The sequence below is a fragment of the Mesorhizobium sp. P160927 genome (assembly GCF_057766385.1).
Window position 1 is genome coordinate 3,913,987 of sequence record NZ_JBYMDW010000001.1, and the last position, 20,710, is coordinate 3,934,696.

16 protein-coding genes are annotated in these 20,710 nt (G+C 61.5%); 13 read left to right on the forward strand and 3 right to left on the reverse strand.

Annotated features, from left to right (window positions below):
* Positions 1-155 precede the first annotated feature (155 nt).
* Positions 156-710, reverse strand: a complete 555-nt coding sequence (locus tag AC3CB8_RS19080) for an RNA 2'-phosphotransferase (RefSeq protein ID WP_352567088.1) — start codon at positions 708-710, stop codon at positions 156-158.
* A gap of 889 nt (positions 711-1,599) precedes the next feature.
* Between AC3CB8_RS19080 and secE the strand changes: the two genes are divergently transcribed.
* The 9 genes from secE to AC3CB8_RS19125 all read left to right on the forward strand — a co-directional run bounded on the left by secE (position 1,600) and on the right by AC3CB8_RS19125 (position 14,522).
* Positions 1,600-1,803 carry a preprotein translocase subunit SecE gene (secE, locus tag AC3CB8_RS19085; protein ID WP_013531408.1) on the forward strand — a complete coding sequence of 68 codons (204 nt, stop codon included), beginning with the start codon at positions 1,600-1,602 and terminating at the stop codon, positions 1,801-1,803.
* Between the two features lie 27 nt (positions 1,804-1,830).
* Positions 1,831-2,358, forward strand: a complete 528-nt coding sequence (gene nusG, locus AC3CB8_RS19090) for a transcription termination/antitermination protein NusG (protein ID WP_015317996.1) — start codon at positions 1,831-1,833, stop codon at positions 2,356-2,358.
* 174 nt (positions 2,359-2,532) lie between these two features.
* Positions 2,533-2,961, forward strand: a complete 429-nt coding sequence (rplK, locus tag AC3CB8_RS19095; protein WP_010909262.1) for a 50S ribosomal protein L11 — start codon at positions 2,533-2,535, stop codon at positions 2,959-2,961.
* Between the two features lie 4 nt (positions 2,962-2,965).
* Entirely contained in the window at positions 2,966-3,664 is a 699-nt protein-coding gene (gene rplA, locus AC3CB8_RS19100; protein ID WP_023775355.1) for a 50S ribosomal protein L1, read from the forward strand.
* Between the two features lie 407 nt (positions 3,665-4,071).
* Positions 4,072-4,590, forward strand: coding sequence for a 50S ribosomal protein L10 (gene rplJ / locus AC3CB8_RS19105; protein ID WP_015317994.1), 519 nt, complete (start codon positions 4,072-4,074; stop codon positions 4,588-4,590).
* Positions 4,591-4,644: 54 nt separating this feature from the next.
* Positions 4,645-5,022, forward strand: a complete 378-nt coding sequence (gene rplL, locus AC3CB8_RS19110; RefSeq protein ID WP_015317993.1) for a 50S ribosomal protein L7/L12 — start codon at positions 4,645-4,647, stop codon at positions 5,020-5,022.
* Between the two features lie 266 nt (positions 5,023-5,288).
* The gene (rpoB, locus tag AC3CB8_RS19115; protein WP_023785185.1) at positions 5,289-9,425 is read left to right on the forward strand and encodes a DNA-directed RNA polymerase subunit beta; all 4,137 of its coding nucleotides are present in this window, start codon (positions 5,289-5,291) and stop codon (positions 9,423-9,425) included.
* Between the two features lie 152 nt (positions 9,426-9,577).
* Positions 9,578-13,774 (forward strand): DNA-directed RNA polymerase subunit beta', encoded by a 4,197-nt coding sequence (rpoC, locus tag AC3CB8_RS19120; RefSeq protein WP_015317991.1) that lies wholly within the window; start codon positions 9,578-9,580, stop codon positions 13,772-13,774.
* Positions 13,775-13,856: 82 nt separating this feature from the next.
* Positions 13,857-14,522, forward strand: coding sequence for an O-methyltransferase (locus tag AC3CB8_RS19125; RefSeq protein ID WP_352567091.1), 666 nt, complete (start codon positions 13,857-13,859; stop codon positions 14,520-14,522).
* Positions 14,523-14,541: 19 nt separating this feature from the next.
* On the opposite strand, the gene AC3CB8_RS19130 is transcribed toward AC3CB8_RS19125, so the two are convergent.
* Both AC3CB8_RS19130 and AC3CB8_RS19135 read right to left on the reverse strand, forming a co-directional pair.
* Positions 14,542-15,465: a Gfo/Idh/MocA family protein gene (locus tag AC3CB8_RS19130; protein ID WP_352567094.1), complete on the reverse strand. Its 924-nt coding sequence runs from the start codon at positions 15,463-15,465 to the stop codon at positions 14,542-14,544.
* A 154-nt stretch (positions 15,466-15,619) separates the two neighbouring features.
* On the reverse strand, positions 15,620-15,901 hold the full coding sequence (locus AC3CB8_RS19135; protein ID WP_010909270.1) for a hypothetical protein: 282 nt from the start codon (positions 15,899-15,901) through the stop codon (positions 15,620-15,622).
* Positions 15,902-16,374: 473 nt separating this feature from the next.
* Between AC3CB8_RS19135 and rpsL the strand changes: the two genes are divergently transcribed.
* The 4 genes from rpsL to tuf all read left to right on the forward strand — a co-directional run bounded on the left by rpsL (position 16,375) and on the right by tuf (position 20,653).
* Positions 16,375-16,746, forward strand: coding sequence for a 30S ribosomal protein S12 (rpsL, locus tag AC3CB8_RS19140; RefSeq protein WP_006333356.1), 372 nt, complete (start codon positions 16,375-16,377; stop codon positions 16,744-16,746).
* A 74-nt stretch (positions 16,747-16,820) separates the two neighbouring features.
* A complete protein-coding gene (gene rpsG, locus AC3CB8_RS19145; protein ID WP_008875664.1) occupies positions 16,821-17,291 on the forward strand; it encodes a 30S ribosomal protein S7 in 471 nt (156 codons plus the stop codon).
* 29 nt (positions 17,292-17,320) lie between these two features.
* On the forward strand, positions 17,321-19,411 hold the full coding sequence (gene fusA / locus AC3CB8_RS19150; RefSeq protein ID WP_023775351.1) for an elongation factor G: 2,091 nt from the start codon (positions 17,321-17,323) through the stop codon (positions 19,409-19,411).
* Positions 19,412-19,477: 66 nt separating this feature from the next.
* Entirely contained in the window at positions 19,478-20,653 is a 1,176-nt protein-coding gene (tuf, locus tag AC3CB8_RS19155) for an elongation factor Tu (RefSeq protein ID WP_015317986.1), read from the forward strand.
* Positions 20,654-20,710: the final 57 nt, after the last annotated feature.

Here is a 20,710-nt window from a genome sequence, read left to right on the forward strand (position 1 = left end):
ACCCTGCCGAAGAGTGCGTCAGTATTCGGTGCCGGTTGACAGGCTCGTTCCTGACACTTTAGACCCCGATGGGGCGTCGCAGGGGCAGCAATCGTCAGGCAGCGCCTTCTCGGTGCAATGGGGAGAGCCATAGCCTTTGTTAGACAGAGTATTTGTCAGAAAACTCTCGACAAAAATCGCTTCGGAACTGCATCCACAAGCCAAACGCCGTTGTCAGCTTTCCAGAAGGCAAAGCCTTTTTCATGCATGAGGCCGGAAGCCAACCGCAAAACCACAGGCTTCCCATGCCGCTGTCCAATTGTATGGGCTCTCTCCGGGTCAAGAGATAGATGCACTTTCTGCCGAAGCATGGGGCGCAGCCCCTCTGCTAGAATGGCCTCTAGATATTGTTCTGCTGTGCCATGGAAAAGAAGAGCAGGCGGCACGGATGGCGCAAGATCGAGATCAACGGCAACCGAGTGGCCCTGTGCCGCGCGGATGTGCGTTCCATCCTTCGAAATAGTGAAACGCTTTTTCCCACTTTTTAACGCGACCTCCAAGATATCTCCGATGGAATCGATAATTCCAACGCCAATAAGACGTGAAGATAAATCTTCAATATCTGCCCACCCGTTATCGTCTAGAGAAATACCTATGACGTCGGGCCGGTGCCGGAGCACATAGCTCAGATATTTACTTATATCTGACGACTTCTTGGCATCTGGGTCCATTGTGCGTACTTATATTATAAGCATGCGGAGCGAAACCAGGAAATTTCGGATTTATGCCCATCTCGGGAATATCCTGACTATTGTCGGATCGCAAATCATCCACATGGAGAGGGGAAATCCAAGGCATGGCCAGTCCGCGAACACCCTTTGATGACAGCTATGGTCATAGCAGAAAGAGTGTCGAAAACAGGTAGCTCCCGTTGGCCCTATAAGTAGGCCGGCTTCGAGGGTGGCCATCGTCGGTAGCCTGGCCCGGCTTCCATCTGGCCGTCCGTCGGGCGGTGGAATTCGCTGCTCGGGCGCGTCGGCGCCCAGCCATACTCGAAAGCACGTTGCAACGGACATCGTGCGCCGGTGGCAGCCAAAATGTGATTGAAAATAGGGATGAACGGCCAGTTTTTCTTGCACAAATCGTTGCACATCCTAGATAAAAATGCAAAATAGCGCTTTGCAAACAATGAGATATGATAAGGACGTTCGGTCTCCAAAACCGCAGGTCGTAGGTTCGAGCCCTGCTGCCCGTGCCATTTGCTCTGAAAGATGGCATCAAAACGATATTTCGCGGCTGCCTTTGAAAATCGGCGAGCCGCTTGCCATATTAGCCCGATTGGGGCATAAGAGCGCCATAGCCGGGACGGAACGACTGGATGGTTCCGAGGCGGCGTTTGGTCATAATGCGGGCACTTGCCACTTGCGTGGATCAAGAATCGGTTTTATGTAGACGAAACAGACACGCGACGCGTGGAGCTGGGAAGCCGGCTTTACGCGTCTGATTTGCATGGGCGAAATGATTGCGCTGATTCTGCGCGAGATTGGGCTCAGGCGGCACGTCCCGGCCAGCGGGATCATCCAGGGGGCCCGGCCAACGGGTCTTGAAGACAGGCGGCATATGGCTTCGAAAACCACAAATCCTTTCGTCTTTCTCCAGCAGGTGCGCGCGGAGACAGCCAAGGTGACTTGGCCGTCGCGCCGCGAGACGATGATCTCGACGGTCATGGTCCTGGCCTTTGCTGTGATTGCGATGATCTTCTTCTTCACCGCCGATCAGCTCATGGGCCTCGCGGTCGAGCAGATTCTGGGCATTGGACGCTAAGTCCGGCGATTAGGAGAAGTCGAAAAAATGGCTACGCGCTGGTACATCGTCCACGCCTATTCGAACTTCGAGAAGAAGGTCGCCGAGGACATAGAGAACAAGGCCAAGCAGAAGGGCCTGTCCGCCGATATCGAGCAGATCGTGGTGCCGACCGAGAAGGTCGTCGAGGTTCGTCGCGGCCGCAAGGTCGACGCGGAGCGCAAGTTCTTCCCGGGCTACGTGCTCTTGAAGGCCAATCTGACCGACGCCGTGTTCTCGCTGGTCAAGAACACGCCGAAAGTCACTGGTTTTCTCGGGGACTCCAAGCCGGTGCCGATCACCGAGGCCGAAGCCCAGCGCATCCTGAACCAGGTGCAGGAAGGCGTCGAGCGGCCGAAGCCCTCGGTCACCTTCGAGATCGGCGAGGCTATCCGCGTTTCGGATGGTCCCTTCGCGTCGTTCAACGGTTTCGTCCAGGAAGTGGACGAGGAGCGGGCGCGGCTCAAGGTGGAAGTTTCGATCTTCGGGCGCGCCGTGCCCGTCGATCTGGAATTCGGACAGGTCGAAAAGGGCTGATCCGAAATCCCTGATGCCGGTCCGGCGATCAGGGAAGGCGGCGCGGCAACGCGCGGCTTGAGAACGGTGGGAGGCGAAGGCGGCTTTGGCCGGCCGCAAGAACCGCACCACCAGACTGCAACCGCCGGTGTTTCCCAGATCGTGGGGCCGGCATAGACAAAGGCAGGAAAAGAGATGGCTAAGAAAATTGCAGGCCAGCTCAAGCTCCAGGTCTCCGCGGGATCGGCTACGCCGTCTCCCCCGATCGGCCCGGCGCTTGGTCAGCGTGGCATCAACATCATGGAGTTCTGCAAGGCGTTCAACGCGCAGACCCAGGAAATGGAAAAGGGATCGCCGGTTCCGGTCGTCATCACTTATTACCAGGACAAGTCGTTCACCTTCGTCATGAAGACGCCTCCGGTGAGCTACTTCCTGAAGAAGGCCGCGAACCTGAAGTCGGGCTCGAAGGAGCCGGGCAAGGTCAAGGCTGGCACGGTTTCGCGCGACAAGGTTCGCGAAATCGCGACCGCCAAGATGAAGGATCTGAACGCGAACGACGTCGAAGCGGCCATGCGCATGGTCGAGGGCTCCGCCCGCTCGATGGGTCTGGAAGTGGTGGGCTAAGATCATGGCAAAGATTGCAAAGCGTGTATCGAAGACCCGTGAAGGCATCGATCCCAACAAGGCTTACGCGCTCGGTGATGCGCTGAAGCTGCTCAAGGATCGTTCCTCGGTCAAGTTCGACGAGACCATCGAAGTGGCCATGAACCTCGGCGTCGACCCGCGTCATGCCGACCAGATGGTTCGCGGCGTGGTCAACCTGCCGAACGGCACCGGCCGCTCGGTCCGTGTCGCCGTGTTCGCCCGTGGCGACAAGGCCGAAGAGGCCAAGGCCGCCGGTGCCGACATCGTCGGTGCCGAGGATCTGGTCGACATCGTCCAGAAAGGCACGATCGATTTCGATCGCTGCATCGCCACGCCGGACATGATGCCGCTCGTCGGTCGTCTCGGTAAGGTGCTCGGCCCGCGCGGCATGATGCCGAACCCGAAGGTCGGCACCGTCACCACCGATGTCGCCGCGGCCGTCAAGGCATCGAAGGGCGGCGCGGTCGAGTTCCGTGTCGAGAAGGCCGGCATCGTTCATGCCGGCGTCGGCAAGGTCTCTTTCGACGTCAAGGCGCTGGAAGAGAACGTCCGTGCATTCGCCGATGCGGTGACCAAGGCAAAGCCGGCTGGCGCCAAGGGCAACTACGTCAAGAAGGTGTCTGTCACCTCGACGATGGGCCCGGGCCTCAAGCTCGACGTCTCGACGCTCGCCGCGTCCTGATTAGATTTGGATTGGCCTTTCGAAGGCTGATCCGTGACTGAATTCCGGGCCTTGGATTTATCCTGGGCCCGGTACCGGAAGCCGGAAGGCTTCCGGACATCCTGTCCGAGATTGCGGGCGGCCCGAACCTTGATTCAAGAGGAGGGCCTTAATTCATGTGGGCCTGCATGAGACGGGTGAAAACCGGACAACGGAGCAACAAGCTCCAATGAAAGGTTCGAACCGTGTTTGCCTTTTGTCTGCGCATCGCCGGCTTTGCCGTCGATGTGGCGAAAGGGGGCAGGATCCTCGAGCGTCGTTCGGGAGATCCGTTACTGGATGGCCCGGCCGGCAAAAGGCAACCCGACGCCTGTCCTCGAAATGGGAATGTTCCCATTGGCAGGACTGGGGTCAACTGGAGATAGGCAGTGGACAGAGCGGAAAAACGCGAACTCGTCACGGGCCTGAATGATGCGTTTTCGGGCGCGGGTTCAGTCGTCGTGGCCCACTATGCCGGTATCACCGTCGCGCAAATGAACGACCTTCGGTCGAAGATGCGCGCTGCCGGTGGCACCGTTAAAGTCGCGAAGAACCGTCTCGCCAAAATCGCTCTTCAGGGCACGGACTCCGCATCGATCATCGAGCTGTTCAAGGGACAGACGCTGATCGCCTATTCGGAGGATCCGATTGCGGCGCCGAAGGTCGCGTCCGATTTCGCCAAGGGGAATGACAAGCTTGTCATTCTCGGCGGCGCAATGGGCACCACCTCGCTCAACGCCGACGGTGTGAAGGCACTCGCCACACTTCCGTCGCTCGATGAGTTGCGCGCCAGGCTGGTTGGCATGATCGCCACGCCGGCAACCCGGATCGCCCAGATCGTCAATGCGCCAGCGGCCTCGGTCGCGCGCGTCATCGGCGCTTACGCCCGGAAGGACGAGGCGGCATGAGGCCGTTCCTCGCTATCAAAAACACACGTTCGAACCTAACGAAGGAACACAACAATGGCTGATCTGGCAAAGATCGTAGACGACCTTTCGAAGCTGACCGTCCTCGAGGCGGCTGAGCTGTCGAAGCTTCTGGAAGAAAAGTGGGGCGTTTCGGCTGCTGCTCCGGTGGCGGTTGCCGCTGCTGGCGGTGCTGCCGCTGCTGCTGCTCCGGTCGAGGAAAAGACGGAATTCGACGTCGTTCTCACCGAGGCCGGCGCTCAGAAGATCAACGTGATCAAGGAAGTGCGCGCTATCACCGGTCTTGGCCTCAAGGAAGCCAAGGACCTGGTCGAAGCGGCTCCGAAGCCGGTCAAGGAAGGCGTTTCCAAGGCCGACGCTGACAAGTTCAAGGCCCAGCTGGAAGCAGCCGGCGCCAAGGTCGACCTGAAGTAAGCGTAAAAAGCGGCGGGCGGCCTCGCGCCGTCCGCCACTCCCTTGGGTGACCAGGGCAGGTTGCGTAACGCGAGATGTACGAAAACCTCTTTTCTGAGGGCCGTAAACCGGCCTTCAGGAAACGGGTTTTCTCCCGTTTTAGCCGGTAACCGCCAAGCAATTGGAGAGGCGGCCGGAGAACAGACAGAGAGCCGCCGCCCAGGTGGCTCAGTATGCAAGGCGAACCGCGGCGAGGTTCGTCCCGAGTTTAGAGCTAAGGAGCGACGATGGCCCAGACCCAGACTTTCAATGGCCGCAGACGCGTACGCAAGTTCTTCGGGAAGATCCCGGAAGTTGCGGAGATGCCGAACCTTATCGAGGTTCAGAAGGCATCCTATGACCAGTTCCTAATGGTGGACGAGCCCAAGGGCGGACGTCCCGACGAAGGACTGCAGGCTGTTTTCAAGTCGGTCTTCCCGATCTCCGATTTTTCCGGCTCCTCCATGCTGGAGTTCGTGAAGTACGAGTTCGAAGGACCGAAATTCGACGTTGACGAATGCCGTCAGCGCGACCTGACCTATGCCGCGCCGCTGAAGGTGACGCTGCGCCTCATCGTGTTCGATATCGACGAGGATACTGGTGCCAAGTCGATCAAGGACATCAAGGAGCAGGACGTCTACATGGGCGACATGCCGCTCATGACCTTGAACGGCACCTTTATCGTCAACGGCACCGAGCGCGTCATCGTCTCGCAGATGCACCGCTCGCCGGGCGTCTTCTTCGACCACGACAAGGGCAAGTCGCACTCGTCGGGCAAGCTTCTGTTTGCCGCCCGTGTGATCCCCTACCGTGGCTCGTGGCTCGACATCGAGTTCGATTCCAAGGACGTTGTGCATGCCCGCATCGACCGTCGCCGCAAGATTCCGGTGACGTCGCTGCTGATGGCGCTCGGCATGGACGGCGAGGAGATCCTGTCGACCTTCTATAACAAGATCATCTACAAGCGCGCCGGCGACCATTGGCGCATTCCCTTCAACGTCGAGCGTTTCCGCGGCCTCAAGGCCGTCGGCGACCTGGTCGATGCCGACACCGGCGAAATCGTCGTCGAGGCGGGCAAGAAGATTACCGCTCGCCAGGCACGTCAGCTCGGCGAAAAGGGTCTCAAGGCGATCAAGGCGACCGACGAGGATCTGCTCGGCAATTACCTGGCCGAGGACATCGTCAACTACGCCACCGGCGAGATTTTCCTCGAGGCCGGCGACGAGATCGACGACAAGACGCTCAAGGTGCTGCTCGGCACCGGCGAGCACGAGATCCAGGTTCTCGACATCGACCATGTCAATGTCGGTGCCTATATCCGCAACACGCTCGCCGTCGACAAGAACGAGAGCCGCCAGGACGCGCTGTTCGACATCTACCGTGTCATGCGCCCGGGCGAGCCGCCGACGCTCGAGACCGCCGAAGCCATGTTCAACTCGCTGTTCTTCGACAGCGAGCGCTACGACCTGTCCGCCGTCGGCCGCGTCAAGATGAACATGCGTCTCGAGCTCAAGGCCGAGGACACGGTGCGCGTGCTGCGCAAGGACGACATCCTGGCCGTGGTCAGGACGCTGGTCGAACTGCGTGACGGCAAGGGCGAGATCGACGACATCGACAATCTCGGCAATCGCCGCGTACGTTCGGTCGGCGAGCTGATGGAGAATCAGTACCGCGTCGGCCTGTTGCGCATGGAGCGCGCGATCAAGGAGCGTATGTCCTCGATCGAGATCGACACGGTCATGCCGCAGGACCTGATCAACGCCAAGCCGGCGGCCGCCGCCGTGCGCGAGTTCTTCGGTTCCTCGCAGCTGTCGCAGTTCATGGACCAGACCAACCCGCTGTCGGAGATCACCCACAAGCGTCGTCTCTCGGCGCTTGGACCGGGCGGTCTGACCCGCGAGCGTGCCGGCTTCGAAGTGCGCGACGTGCACCCGACGCATTATGGCCGTATCTGCCCGATCGAGACGCCGGAAGGCCCGAATATCGGTCTGATCAACTCGCTGGCGACCTTCGCGCGCGTCAACAAGTACGGCTTCATCGAAAGCCCGTACCGCAAGATCGTTGACGGCAAGCTGACCAATGACGTCGTCTATCTCTCGGCGATGGAAGAGGCCAAGCACCATGTCGCGCAGGCGAACGCCGAGCTCGACAAGAATGGCGGCTTCGTCGACGAATTCGTCATTTGCCGCAGCGCCGGCGAAGTGATGATGGCGCCGCGCGAAAACGTCGACCTGATGGACGTGTCGCCCAAGCAGATGGTCTCTGTTGCCGCGGCACTTATCCCGTTCCTCGAGAACGACGACGCCAACCGCGCTCTGATGGGCTCGAACATGCAGCGCCAGGCCGTGCCGCTGGTGCGCGCCGAGGCGCCGTTCGTCGGCACCGGCATGGAGCCGATCGTCGCCCGTGACTCGGGCGCCGCCATCGGCGCGCGTCGTGGCGGCATCGTCGACCAGGTGGACGCCACGCGTATCGTTATCCGCGCCACCGAGGATCTCGATCCGGGCAAGTCCGGCGTCGACATCTACCGGCTGATGAAGTTCCAGCGTTCGAACCAGAACACCTGCATCAACCAGCGTCCGCTGGTGCGCATGGGTGACCGGGTCAACAAGGGCGACATCATCGCCGACGGTCCCTCGACCGAACTCGGTGATCTGGCGCTCGGCCGCAACGTGCTGGTCGCGTTCATGCCGTGGAACGGCTACAACTACGAGGACTCGATCCTGCTCTCCGAGCGGATCGTGGCCGACGACGTCTTCACCTCGATCCACATCGAGGAGTTCGAGGTCATGGCGCGCGATACCAAGCTCGGTCCGGAGGAAATCACGCGCGATATTCCAAACGTCTCGGAAGAAGCGCTGAAGAACCTCGACGAAGCCGGCATCGTCTATATCGGTGCGGAAGTGCAGCCGGGCGACATCCTGGTCGGCAAGATCACGCCGAAGGGCGAGAGCCCGATGACCCCGGAAGAGAAGCTTCTGCGCGCCATCTTCGGCGAAAAGGCTTCCGACGTGCGCGACACTTCGATGCGCATGCCTCCGGGTACTTTCGGCACCGTCGTCGAGGTGCGCGTGTTCAATCGCCACGGTGTGGAGAAGGACGAGCGCGCCATGGCGATCGAGCGCGAGGAGATCGAACGCCTCGCCAAGGATCGCGACGACGAGCAGGCCATTCTGGACCGTAACGTCTATGCGCGTCTTTCCGACGTTCTCGTCGGCAAGGAAGCGATCGCTGGACCGAAGGGCTTCAAGAAGGGCTCGACGCTGTCCAAGGACACGCTCGACGAGTATCCGCGTTCGCAGTGGTGGCAGTTTGCGGTGGAGAACGAAAAGCTCCAGAGCGAACTGGAAGCCCTGCGTGGCCAGTACGACGATTCCAAGAAGGCGCTCGAACAGCGCTTCATGGACAAGGTCGAGAAGGTGCAGCGCGGCGACGAAATGCCTCCAGGCGTCATGAAGATGGTCAAGGTCTTCGTGGCGGTGAAGCGCAAGATGCAGCCCGGCGACAAGATGGCCGGCCGTCACGGCAACAAGGGTGTCGTGTCGCGTATCGTTCCGGTCGAGGACATGCCTTTCCTCGAGGACGGCACGCATGCCGATATCGTGCTCAACCCGCTGGGTGTGCCGAGCCGCATGAATGTCGGCCAGATCCTGGAAACGCATCTGGGCTGGGCCTGCGCTGGCATGGGCAGGAAGATCGGCGAGCTTATCGATGCGTACAAGACAGCCGGCGACATCAAGCCGCTGCGCAAGACGCTCGAGAGCTTCATGCCGGCCAACGACCGCAACGAGCCGGTTCGCGAATATGACGACGAGAGCATCGTTCGCCTCAGCGAGCAGATGCGCCGCGGCGTGTCCATCGCGACCCCAGTGTTCGACGGCGCGCATGAGGCTGACATCAACATCATGCTGGAGCAGGCGGGCCTGCACACATCAGGTCAGTCGCAACTCTACGACGGACGCACCGGCGAGCCGTTCGATCGCAAGGTGACGATGGGCTATATCTACATGCTCAAGCTTCACCACCTCGTGGACGACAAGATCCACGCGCGTTCGATCGGTCCGTACTCGCTCGTCACCCAGCAGCCTCTGGGCGGCAAGGCGCAGTTCGGCGGCCAGCGCTTCGGCGAGATGGAGGTCTGGGCACTGGAAGCCTACGGCGCCGCTTACACGCTGCAGGAAATGCTGACGGTGAAGTCGGACGACGTCGCCGGCCGCACCAAGGTCTACGAGGCGATCGTGCGTGGCGACGACACGTTCGAGGCAGGCATTCCCGAGAGCTTCAACGTGCTCGTCAAGGAAATGCGGTCTCTCGGCCTCAATGTCGAGCTCGAGAACACCAAGCTCGACGACAACCCGATCCGGCTGCCCGATGCTGCCGAATAGGGGCGCGGCCGAGTAAACAAGACATCCGGACGCGGGAGAGGGCTCTCGCGACCGGATGCACCAATTCTTCGGCCGGTGGGCCGACCACTCAGCGGGCATTCGGCCCGCGCTAGATGCAAGGGGTTTTCGAGGACCCCGCAAAGGAGAACGGCATGAACCAAGAGGTCATGAATCTCTTCAATCCGCAGGCGCCTGCGCAGGTGTTCGATTCCATCCGGATTTCGCTTGCCAGCCCTGAGAAGATTCTGTCCTGGTCGTTCGGTGAGATCAAGAAGCCGGAGACCATCAACTACCGCACCTTCAAGCCGGAGCGTGACGGTCTGTTCTGCGCGCGCATTTTTGGCCCGATCAAGGACTATGAATGCCTGTGCGGAAAGTACAAGCGCATGAAGTACAAGGGCGTGATCTGCGAGAAGTGCGGCGTCGAAGTCACGTTGTCGCGCGTCCGCCGCGAGCGCATGGGCCATATCGAGCTGGCGGCCCCCGTCGCCCACATCTGGTTCCTGAAGTCGCTGCCCTCGCGCATCGGCACGCTGCTCGACATGACGCTGAAGGACATTGAGCGGGTCCTCTACTTCGAGAACTACATCGTCACCGAGCCTGGCCTCACCGCGCTGAAGGAGCACCAGCTGCTCAGCGAGGAAGAGTACATGATCGCCGTCGACGAATATGGCGAGGATAGTTTCACCGCCATGATCGGCGCCGAGGCCATTCATGACCTTCTGGCCGGCATGGACCTGGAGAAGATTGCCGGCGACCTGCGTTCGGAACTGGCATCGACCACGTCCGAGCTGAAGCAGAAGAAGTATCTGAAGCGGCTCAAGGTCGTCGAGAACTTCATGGAATCCGGCAACCGTCCGGAATGGATGATCATGAAGGTGGTTCCGGTGATCCCGCCGGACCTGCGCCCGCTCGTCCCGCTGGACGGCGGTCGTTTCGCGACGTCCGACCTGAACGATCTCTACCGCCGAGTCATCAACCGCAACAACCGCCTGAAGCGGCTGATCGAGCTGCGGGCGCCGGGCATTATCGTGCGCAATGAAAAGCGCATGCTGCAGGAAGCCGTCGATGCGCTGTTCGACAACGGCCGTCGCGGCCGCGTCATCACCGGCGCCAACAAGCGCCCGCTGAAGTCGCTGTCCGACATGCTCAAGGGCAAGCAGGGCCGGTTCCGTCAGAACCTGCTCGGCAAGCGCGTCGACTATTCTGGCCGCTCGGTCATCGTCACCGGTCCGGAGCTCAAGCTGCACCAGTGCGGCCTGCCGAAGAAGATGGCGCTCGAACTGTTCAAGCCCTTCATCTACGCCCGTCTCGACGCCAAGGGTTACTCCTCGACCGTCAAGCAGGCCAAGAAGCTGGTCGAGAAGGAGCGTCCGGAAGTCTGGGATATCCTCGATGAGGTCATCCGCGAGCATCCGGTTCTCCTTAATCGCGCGCCGACGCTGCACCGCCTCGGCATCCAGGCGTTCGAGCCGATCCTGATCGAAGGCAAGGCGATCCAGCTTCACCCGCTGGTCTGCACGGCCTTCAACGCCGACTTCGACGGCGACCAGATGGCCGTTCACGTGCCGCTGTCGCTGGAAGCGCAGCTCGAAGCCCGCGTGCTGATGATGTCGACCAACAACATCCTGCACCCGGCCTCCGGCGCGCCGATCATCGTCCCGTCGCAGGACATGGTTCTGGGTCTCTACTACCTCTCGATCGTCAACCAGAACGAGCCGGGCGAGGGCATGGTGTTTGCCGACATGGGCGAACTCCAGCACGCGCTCGAGACCAAGGCGGTGACCCTGCACGCCAAGATCAAGGGCCGCTTCCGCACGGTCGACGCCGAAGGCAAGGTTGTGTCGAAGATCCATGACACCACACCTGGCCGCATGATCATCGGCGAGCTTCTGCCGAAGAACGTCAACGTGCCTTACGAGACCGCCAACCAGGAGATGACCAAGAAGAACATCTCCAAGATGATCGACACCGTCTACCGCCATTGCGGTCAGAAGGAGACGGTCATTTTCTGCGACCGCATCATGGCGCTCGGCTTTGCCCATGCCTGCCGTGCCGGCATTTCGTTCGGCAAGGACGACATGCTGATCCCGGACACCAAGATCAAGCTGGTGTCGGACACCGAGGCTTTGGCCAAGGAGTACGAGCAGCAGTACAATGACGGCCTGATCACGCAGGGTGAGAAGTACAACAAGGTTGTCGACGCCTGGGCCAAGTGCTCGGAAAAGGTCGCCGACGAAATGATGGCCCGCATCAAGGCGGTCGAGTTCGAGGACAATGGCCGTCAGAAGCCGATGAACTCGATCTACATGATGTCGCACTCCGGTGCGCGCGGCTCGCCCACCCAGATGCGCCAGCTCGCCGGCATGCGCGGCCTGATGGCCAAGCCGTCGGGTGAAATCATCGAGACGCCGATCATCTCGAACTTCAAGGAAGGCCTGACCGTGCTCGAGTACTTCAACTCGACCCACGGTGCCCGCAAGGGTCTGGCCGATACCGCCTTGAAGACGGCGAACTCGGGTTACCTCACCCGTCGTCTGGTCGACGTGGCGCAGGACTGCATCGTCAACTCCGTGGATTGCGGCACCGACAAGGGCCTCACCATGCAGCCGATCGTCGATGCCGGTCAGGTCGTCGCTTCGGTCGGCCAGCGCGTGCTGGGCCGTACATCGCTCGACGACATCACCCATCCGGTGTCGGGCGAGGTTCTGGTCAAGGCCGGAACGCTGATGGACGAGCGTGACGTGGAGCAGATCGAAAAGGCCGGCGTGCAGTCGGTCCGCATCCGCTCGGCCCTGACCTGCGAAGTCAGGATCGGTGTCTGCGCGGTCTGCTACGGACGCGATCTGGCCCGCGGCACCCCGGTCAACCAGGGCGAAGCCGTCGGCGTCATCGCGGCGCAGTCGATCGGCGAGCCGGGCACGCAGCTCACCATGCGTACCTTCCACATGGGCGGTACGGCGCAGGTGGTGGATAGCTCCTTCCTTGAAGCCTCCTATGAGGGCAAGGTCGAGATCCGCAACCGCAACGTGGTGCGCAACTCGGACGGCCAGCAGATGGTCATGGGCCGCAATATGGCGGTGCTGATCCTCGACGAAGCCGGCAAGGAGCGCGCCACGCACCGTGTCACCTATGGTTCACGCATCTTCGTGGACGATGGCGACAAGGTGAAGCGCGGTCAGCGTATCGCCGAGTGGGATCCCTATACCCGTCCTGTCCTCACTGAAATCGAGGGCAAGGTGTCGTATGAGGATCTGGTCGACGGCATTTCCGTTCAGGAAACGGCCGACGAGTCGACCGGCATCACCAAGCGTGAGGTCATCGACTGGCGTTCGACGCCGCGCGGGAACGACCTCAAGCCGGCGATTGCCATCCTGGACACCAAGGGCAAGGTCGGCAAGCTGTCGAAGGGTGGCGACGCCCGCTTCCTGCTCTCGGTCGAGGCCATTCTCTCGGTCGAGCCGGGTGCTCAGGTTCGCCCCGGCGACGTGCTGGCGCGTATCCCGATGGAAAGCGCCAAGACCAAGGACATCACCGGCGGTCTGCCGCGTGTTGCCGAACTGTTCGAGGCACGTCGTCCGAAGGATCACGCCATCATCGCCGAGATCGATGGCACGATCCGCTTCGGCCGCGACTACAAGAACAAGCGCCGCATCATCATCGAGCCGCACGACTCGACGCTCGAGCCGGTCGAGTACCTGATCCCGAAGGGCAAGCCGTTCCATCTCCAGGACGGCGACGTCATCGAGAAGGGCGACTACATCCTCGACGGCAACCCGGCGCCGCACGACATCCTGGCGATCAAGGGCGTGGAGGCACTTGCTTCCTACCTCGTCAACGAGATCCAGGAAGTCTACCGCCTGCAGGGCGTGTCGATCAACGACAAGCACATCGAGGTGATAGTTCGCCAGATGCTGCAGAAGGTCGAGATCACGGTGCAGGGCGACTCGACCTATATCCCGGGCGACCACGTCGACGTGATCGAACTGGAAGAGGTCAACGAGCGCCTGGTCGAGGACGGCAAGAAGCCGGCCGAAGGCCAGCCGGTGCTCTTGGGCATCACCAAGGCATCGCTGCAGACGCCGTCCTTCATCTCGGCCGCCTCCTTCCAGGAGACGACCAGGGTGCTGACGGAAGCCGCGGTTGCCGGCAAGACCGACATGCTGCAGGGCTTGAAGGAAAACGTCATCGTCGGCCGGCTCATCCCGGCCGGCACCGGCGGCACGATGAGCCAGATCCGGCGCATCGCCACCTCGCGCGACGAACTGATCATCGACGAGCGCCGCAAGGCCTCCGGTGTGGAAGTCGCCGAGCCGATGCTGGCGGACATGACAACCGCCGCGCAGTAAGCGCGGCGGCAGAAATCTCAGGCAACAGAAGCCGTCGGGGCAACCCGGCGGCTTTTTCATTTTTGCGGTCGGAGGATAGCGGATGAACACGAAGACCTGGACGGCAGTCGATAACTACATCGTATCTTCTCTCTTCGAGGCGGATCCCGTTCTCGGGGCGGTTCTGGCGGCCAACCGCGACCAGGGCCTGCCGGCAATCGATGTCTCGGCGGCGCAAGGAAAGCTGCTCTCGCTGCTGGTGCGCATCAGCAGCGCGAAAAAGGTGCTCGAGATCGGCACGCTGGGTGGCTATTCGACCATCTGGATGGCGCGGGGATTGCCTGCCGACGGCAAGGTCGTGACACTCGAACTCGATCCGCACCATGCCAAGGTCGCGCGTTCGAATTTCGAACACGCAGGGGTTGCGGGCCGTGTGGAACTGCGTGTCGGTTCGGCGCTCCAGTCGCTCGCACAACTGGACGGCGAGAATGCCGGCCCATTCGATCTCATCTTCATCGACGCGGACAAGCCGAACAACCCGAACTATCTGGCCTGGGCCCTGCGGCTGTCGCGGTCAGGAACGGTCATCGTCTGTGACAACGTCATCCGCGACGGCGCCGTGCTGGATGAGGATGGTCGCGATGCCAATGTCGAGGGCGCCCGGGCTGCGTTCTCCTTCATCGGCGGCGACAAACGGCTGGACGGCACCGCCATCCAGACCGTCGGCTCCAAGGGCTATGACGGGTTTGCCATTGCCATTGTCCACTGAGGCAAGGCGCCGCCCATCGTCAGTCGAAAAACGCCTCGACCACGTTGCGCTTGCCCAGCATGAAGGCGTCGGCAACGTGCTGGAGCGGCGCAAGGTCCACATCCGACCTCCCGACGTGCACGATTTCGGCAAAGCGCCGGTAGAGCATCGGATATTCCGCTTCCGGCTCCTCGTGTACAACCTGTCCGTCGACTGCGAGCTTCGAGCCGCCACCCGAGAGCACCATCTGTCCGGTATCCGTATCGGCCAGGATGTCCCAGCTCTGCGGTCCGGTCTGCAACCAGTCGAGCTCCATCGTCACATCCGATCCGTTCGCGGCCCGGAACGCGACCTGGGCCGCGATCGGTGCGTCGCGGTTCGCCGGAAAGTCGAGCACGGCCGAAGTGATGTACATGGCCGGCAGGATGTAGGTTGCAATCGACAGCGCGTTGATGCCGGGGTCGAAGACGCCGAAACCGCCAGGCTGCCAGATCCAGTCCTGGTTCGGGTGCCAGCGGCGTACATCTTCTTTCCAGACGATCGCCGCCGATTTGATTTTGGTCGAAGCGAGGAACGTTCGCGCCGCTTCGACCGCCGGCGCGTAGCGCGAATGCCAGCTAGCGAACAGTGAGACGCCTTGTTTCGCCGCCAGCGCCTTCAGGTCCTCGACCTCGCTGACCGTGGCACCGGGCGGCTTTTCCAGGAAAACGTGCTTCCCAGCCTCGAGTGCCTTGCGCGCGGCGTCATAGCGGAACTGCGGCGGCATGCACAGCGACACTGCATCGAGTTCGGGAACCGCGCTAAGCATCGTCTCGATGTCGGGGAAATTCACAATGCCGTCGACCTTGCCGTGCCGGCTGGCCGCCGCGATCAGCTGGTAATCCCGATCCTTGGCCAAGGCGGGAAGGTGTTGGTCGCGGACGATCTTGCCGACGCCGACAATGCCGATTCTTATGGGCGAGATGGATGAGGACATGAGGCTCCGCCGGGTTTGGACGACTGCGCGTCTCTTAGCAGATCGGCCATGACGGGCAAGCGTCGGCCGTGCCGGCTATCCGAACGAATCGCGTCATGCCAAGCAGGCAAGGAAGGACACCGCGCCCATGACACGCCCATGATCAGATCGGCGCGTCGAAGGTGACGATCGACACTTCGCCTTCGAGCGCGCCCTGGTAGGCCGACAGATGCGGCTCGTCGTCGGGCACCCCGTCCATATCGCCGATCTGGTCCAGTTCGGCCTCGGCGTAACCTTCCGCCGCCAGCGATTCGAGTGCGCGTCGCACCGCCGAATCGTCGTCAGGAGCGACCAGCATCACATGCACGCCTTCCGCCTTGCCACCTTTGCGCTTCCACACCCGGCCGGTGATGATGGTGACCGGGCGTTCTTCATTATCGTTCACGGCTGATTCCTCCTGGCAAGCGCGGGCGAGGGGATGTTGAGTGCTCAGGCCGCCTTTTCGCACGGAGCAAGGGCGCGCAAAAGCGAAAAGCCGGTCACTTTCTTCCTCCGCATTGCAAAATGGCGAAAGAAAATTACATGCGGTTTTCGCATGGCTGCCAAGTCCCGGCTTCGGTGCGATATTTCCCACTGCGGGCTTGACGGTTCGCGGGCTTACGAGTAGAAGCCGCCCAGTCAGAACCGATGTGAGGCTCTCCCTTCCGAAGCGACACGCTTTGGAGTTTGCCTCAAACAGGGTTCATTTTGCGAGCGAAAAGACATTTCCGGCGTGTACGAAGCGGTTTCCGCTTCCTCTGCGATTTGTTCGGGCAAGACCGCGAGGCGCGGTTTGTGGCCCGAATTTGCGTATGGAAATGACGCTTTGAGCGAGCCTTGACCGGCACGAGACACGGAATTGAGAGACAAGAGGGTTTAATGCCTACCGTCAACCAGCTGATCCGCAAGCCGCGCATTGCGCCGGTGAAGCGCAACAAGGTCCCGGCCATGCAGCAGAACCCGCAGAAGCGGGGCGTCTGCACGCGCGTCTATACAACGACGCCGAAGAAGCCGAACTCGGCGCTGCGCAAGGTGGCCAAGATCCGCCTGACCAATGGTTTTGAAGTGATCGGCTACATCCCCGGCGAAGGTCACAACCTTCAGGAGCACTCCGTGGTCATGATCCGCGGCGGCCGCGTCAAGGATCTTCCGGGCGTGCGCTACCACATCATCCGCGGCGTGCTCGACACGCAGGGCGTGAAGAACCGCAAGCAGCGCCGTTCGAAGTACGGCGCCAAGCGTCCGAAGTAAGGCGTCCGAAGTAAGATTTTTCGGCCTTGGTGCTGCTTGAATGCGCCGGGCTACGAGATTGAGAGACAAAAGCCATGTCGCGTCGTCACAGTGCAGAAAAGCGTGAGATCAACCCGGATCCCAAGTTCGGCGATCTGATCGTCACCAAGTTCATGAATGCCGTCATGTATGACGGCAAGAAGTCGGTCGCCGAGACCATTGTCTACGGCGCGCTGGACCAGGTCCAGTCGAAGACCAAGCAGGAGCCGGTCACCGTCTTCCATCAGGCGCTCGACAATGTCGCGCCGCATGTGGAAGTGCGTTCGCGTCGCGTCGGCGGCGCCACCTACCAGGTTCCGGTCGACGTGCGCCCCGAGCGCCGCCAGGCGCTGGCAATCCGTTGGCTGATCGCCGCGGCCCGCAACCGCAACGAGACCACCATGGTCGACCGCCTCTCCGGCGAGCTGATGGACGCGGCCAACAACCGCGGCACCGCCGTGAAGAAGCGTGAAGACACCCACAAGATGGCAGAAGCCAACCGCGCTTTCGCGCACTACCGCTGGTAAAGCGCGAACGAGACTGAGAGGCAGCTACGATGGCCCGCGAATACAAAATCGAAGACTACCGCAATTTCGGTATCATGGCGCATATCGACGCCGGCAAGACGACGACCACCGAGCGCGTCCTCTATTACACGGGCAAGTCGCACAAGATCGGCGAAGTGCACGACGGTGCTGCCACCATGGATTGGATGGAGCAGGAGCAGGAGCGCGGCATCACCATCACGTCCGCCGCGACCACGACCTTCTGGAAGGCTCGTGACGGCAAGATGCACCGCTTCAACATCATCGACACCCCCGGACACGTCGACTTCACCATCGAAGTCGAGCGTTCGCTGCGCGTGCTCGACGGCGCCATTGCGCTGCTCGATGCCAATGCCGGTGTCGAGCCGCAGACGGAAACCGTCTGGCGCCAGGCGGACAAGTACCGCGTTCCGCGCATGATCTTCTGCAACAAGATGGACAAGATCGGCGCCGACTTCTACCGCTCGGTCGAAATGATCGGTTCGCGCCTCGGCGCGCATGCCGTCGTCATGCAGTTGCCGATCGGCGCCGAGACCGAATTCAAGGGCGTCGTCGACCTGGTCGAGATGAACGCACTGGTCTGGCGCGACGAGACGCTGGGCGCTGCCTGGGACGTCGTCGAGATCCCGGCCGACCTTCAGGCTCGTGCCGAAGAATATCGCGAGAAGATGATCGAAGCCGCCGTCGAAATGGACGAGACGGCGCTTGAGAATTACCTCGAAGGCAAGATGCCGTCGAATGACGAGATCCGCGCGCTGATCCGTAAGGGCACCATCGCGGTGAAGTTCTACCCGATGTTCTGCGGCTCGGCCTTCAAGAACAAGGGCGTGCAGCCGCTGCTCGACGCCGTCGTCGAATACCTGCCGTCGCCGGCCGATGTTCCGGCCATCAAGGGTGTCGATGCCAAGACCGATGCCGAGATCGAGCGTCACGCCGACGACAGCGAGCCGCTTTCGATGCTCGCCTTCAAGATCATGAACGACCCGTTCGTCGGTTCGTTGACCTTTGCCCGCATCTACTCGGGCAAGCTCACCAAGGGCATCTCGGTCGACAACACCGTGAAGGGCAAGAAGGAGCGCATCGGCCGCATGCTTCAGATGCATGCGAACTCGCGCGCCGACGTCGAAGAGGCTTTTGCCGGCGACATCGTCGCCCTGGCCGGCCTCAAGGACACCACCACCGGCGATACGCTGAGCGATCCGCTGCACCCGGTCATCCTCGAGCGCATGGAATTCCCCGATCCGGTCATTCAGATCGCCATCGAGCCGAAGACCAAGAACGACCAGGAAAAGATGGGCCTCGCCCTTCATCGCCTGGCCGCCGAGGATCCCTCCTTCCGCGTCAAGACCGACGAGGAATCTGGCCAGACCATCATTTCCGGCATGGGCGAGCTGCATCTCGACATCATCGTCGACCGCATGCGCCGCGAGTTCAAGGTCGAAGCCAACGTCGGTGCGCCGCAGGTGGCTTACCGTGAAACGATCACCCGCAAGCACGAGCAGGACTACACGCACAAGAAGCAGACCGGCGGTACCGGTCAGTTCGCCCGCGTCAAGATCCTGTTCGAGCCGAACCCGGAAAGCCCCGAGTTCGAGTTCGACACCAAGATCGTCGGCGGTGCGGTGCCGAAGGAATACATCCCGGGTGTCGAAAAGGGCATCAACAGCGTCATGTCGTCGGGTCCGTTCGCCGGCTTCCCAATGATCGGTGTCAAGGCGACGCTCATCGACGGCGCATACCACGACGTCGACTCCTCGGTGCTCGCCTTCGAAATCGCCGGCCGTGCCTGCTTCCGTGAGGCCGCGCCCAAGCTCGGGGTGCAACTGCTCGAGCCGATCATGAAGGTCGAGGTCGTCACGCCGGAAGATTACGTCGGCAGCGTCATCGGTGACCTGAACGGCCGCCGCGGCCAGATCCAGGGCCAGGAAGCACGTGGCGTCGCGGTGGTTATCAACGCGATGGTGCCGCTCGCCAACATGTTCAAGTATGTCGACAACCTGCGCTCGATGAGCCAGGGCCGCGCGGCCTACACGATGCAGTTCGATCACTACGAGCCTGTGCCGACCGCGGTCGCCCAGGAAGTCCAGAAGAAATACGCGTAACCCCGACGGGTTGCAGCAGTAACTTAAATCAAGGCCCGCACGGGCGAGCAGGATTGGAGACATCACATGGCAAAAGGTAAATTCGAGCGCACCAAGCCTCATGTGAACATCGGCACGATTGGTCACGTCGACCATGGCAAGACGTCGCTGACGGCGGCGATCACCAAGTATTTTGGCGAATACAAGCGCTATGACCAGATTGATGCGGCGCCTGAAGAGAAGGCGCGGGGCATCACGATCTCGACGGCTCACGTCGAATACGAGACCGCCAACCGCCACTATGCCCACGTCGATTGCCCCGGCCACGCCGACTATGTGAAGAACATGATCACCGGTGCCGCGCAGATGGACGGCGCGATCCTGGTCGTGTCGGCCGCCGACGGCCCGATGCCGCAGACCCGCGAGCATATCCTGCTGGCCCGTCAGGTCGGCGTGCCGTCGATCGTGGTGTTCCTGAACAAGGTCGACCAGGTCGACGACGCCGAGCTGCTCGAACTGGTCGAGCTCGAGGTTCGCGAATTGCTGTCGAAGAACGAATTCCCCGGCGACGACATTCCGATCGTCAAGGGTTCGGCGCTTGCCGCTCTGGAAGATTCGGACAAGAAGATCGGCGAGGACGCGATCCGCGAACTGATGGCTGCGGTCGACGCTTACATCCCGACGCCGGTTCGTCCGCTGGACAAGCCGTTCCTGATGCCGATCGAGGACGTGTTCTCGATTTCGGGCCGCGGCACGGTCGTCACCGGCCGCGTCGAGCGCGGCGTGGTCAAGGTCGGCGAGGAACTGGAGATCATCGGCATCCGTCCGACGACCAAGACGACCTGCACGGGCGTGGAAATGTTCCGCAAGCTGCTCGACCAGGGTCAGGCTGGCGACAACATCGGCGCGCTGCTGCGCGGCGTTGATCGTGAAGGTGTCGAGCGCGGCCAGGTTTTGGCCAAGCCGGGCACGGTGAAGCCGCACAAGAAGTTCGTGGCCGAAGCCTACATCCTGACCAAGGACGAAGGCGGCCGTCACACGCCATTCTTCACCAACTACCGTCCGCAGTTCTACTTCCGCACGACCGACGTGACCGGCATCGTGTCGCTGCCGGAAGGCACCGAGATGGTGATGCCCGGCGACAACATCACGGTCGATGTCGAGCTGATCGTGCCGATCGCCATGGAAGAGAAGCTGCGCTTCGCCATCCGTGAAGGCGGCCGCACCGTCGGTGCCGGCATCGTCGTCACCATCAAAGAGTAATTTGGACTTAAACCGATCTGTCGCGGGCGCCGGAGTTGCCCGCGCCGCGCCAGAACA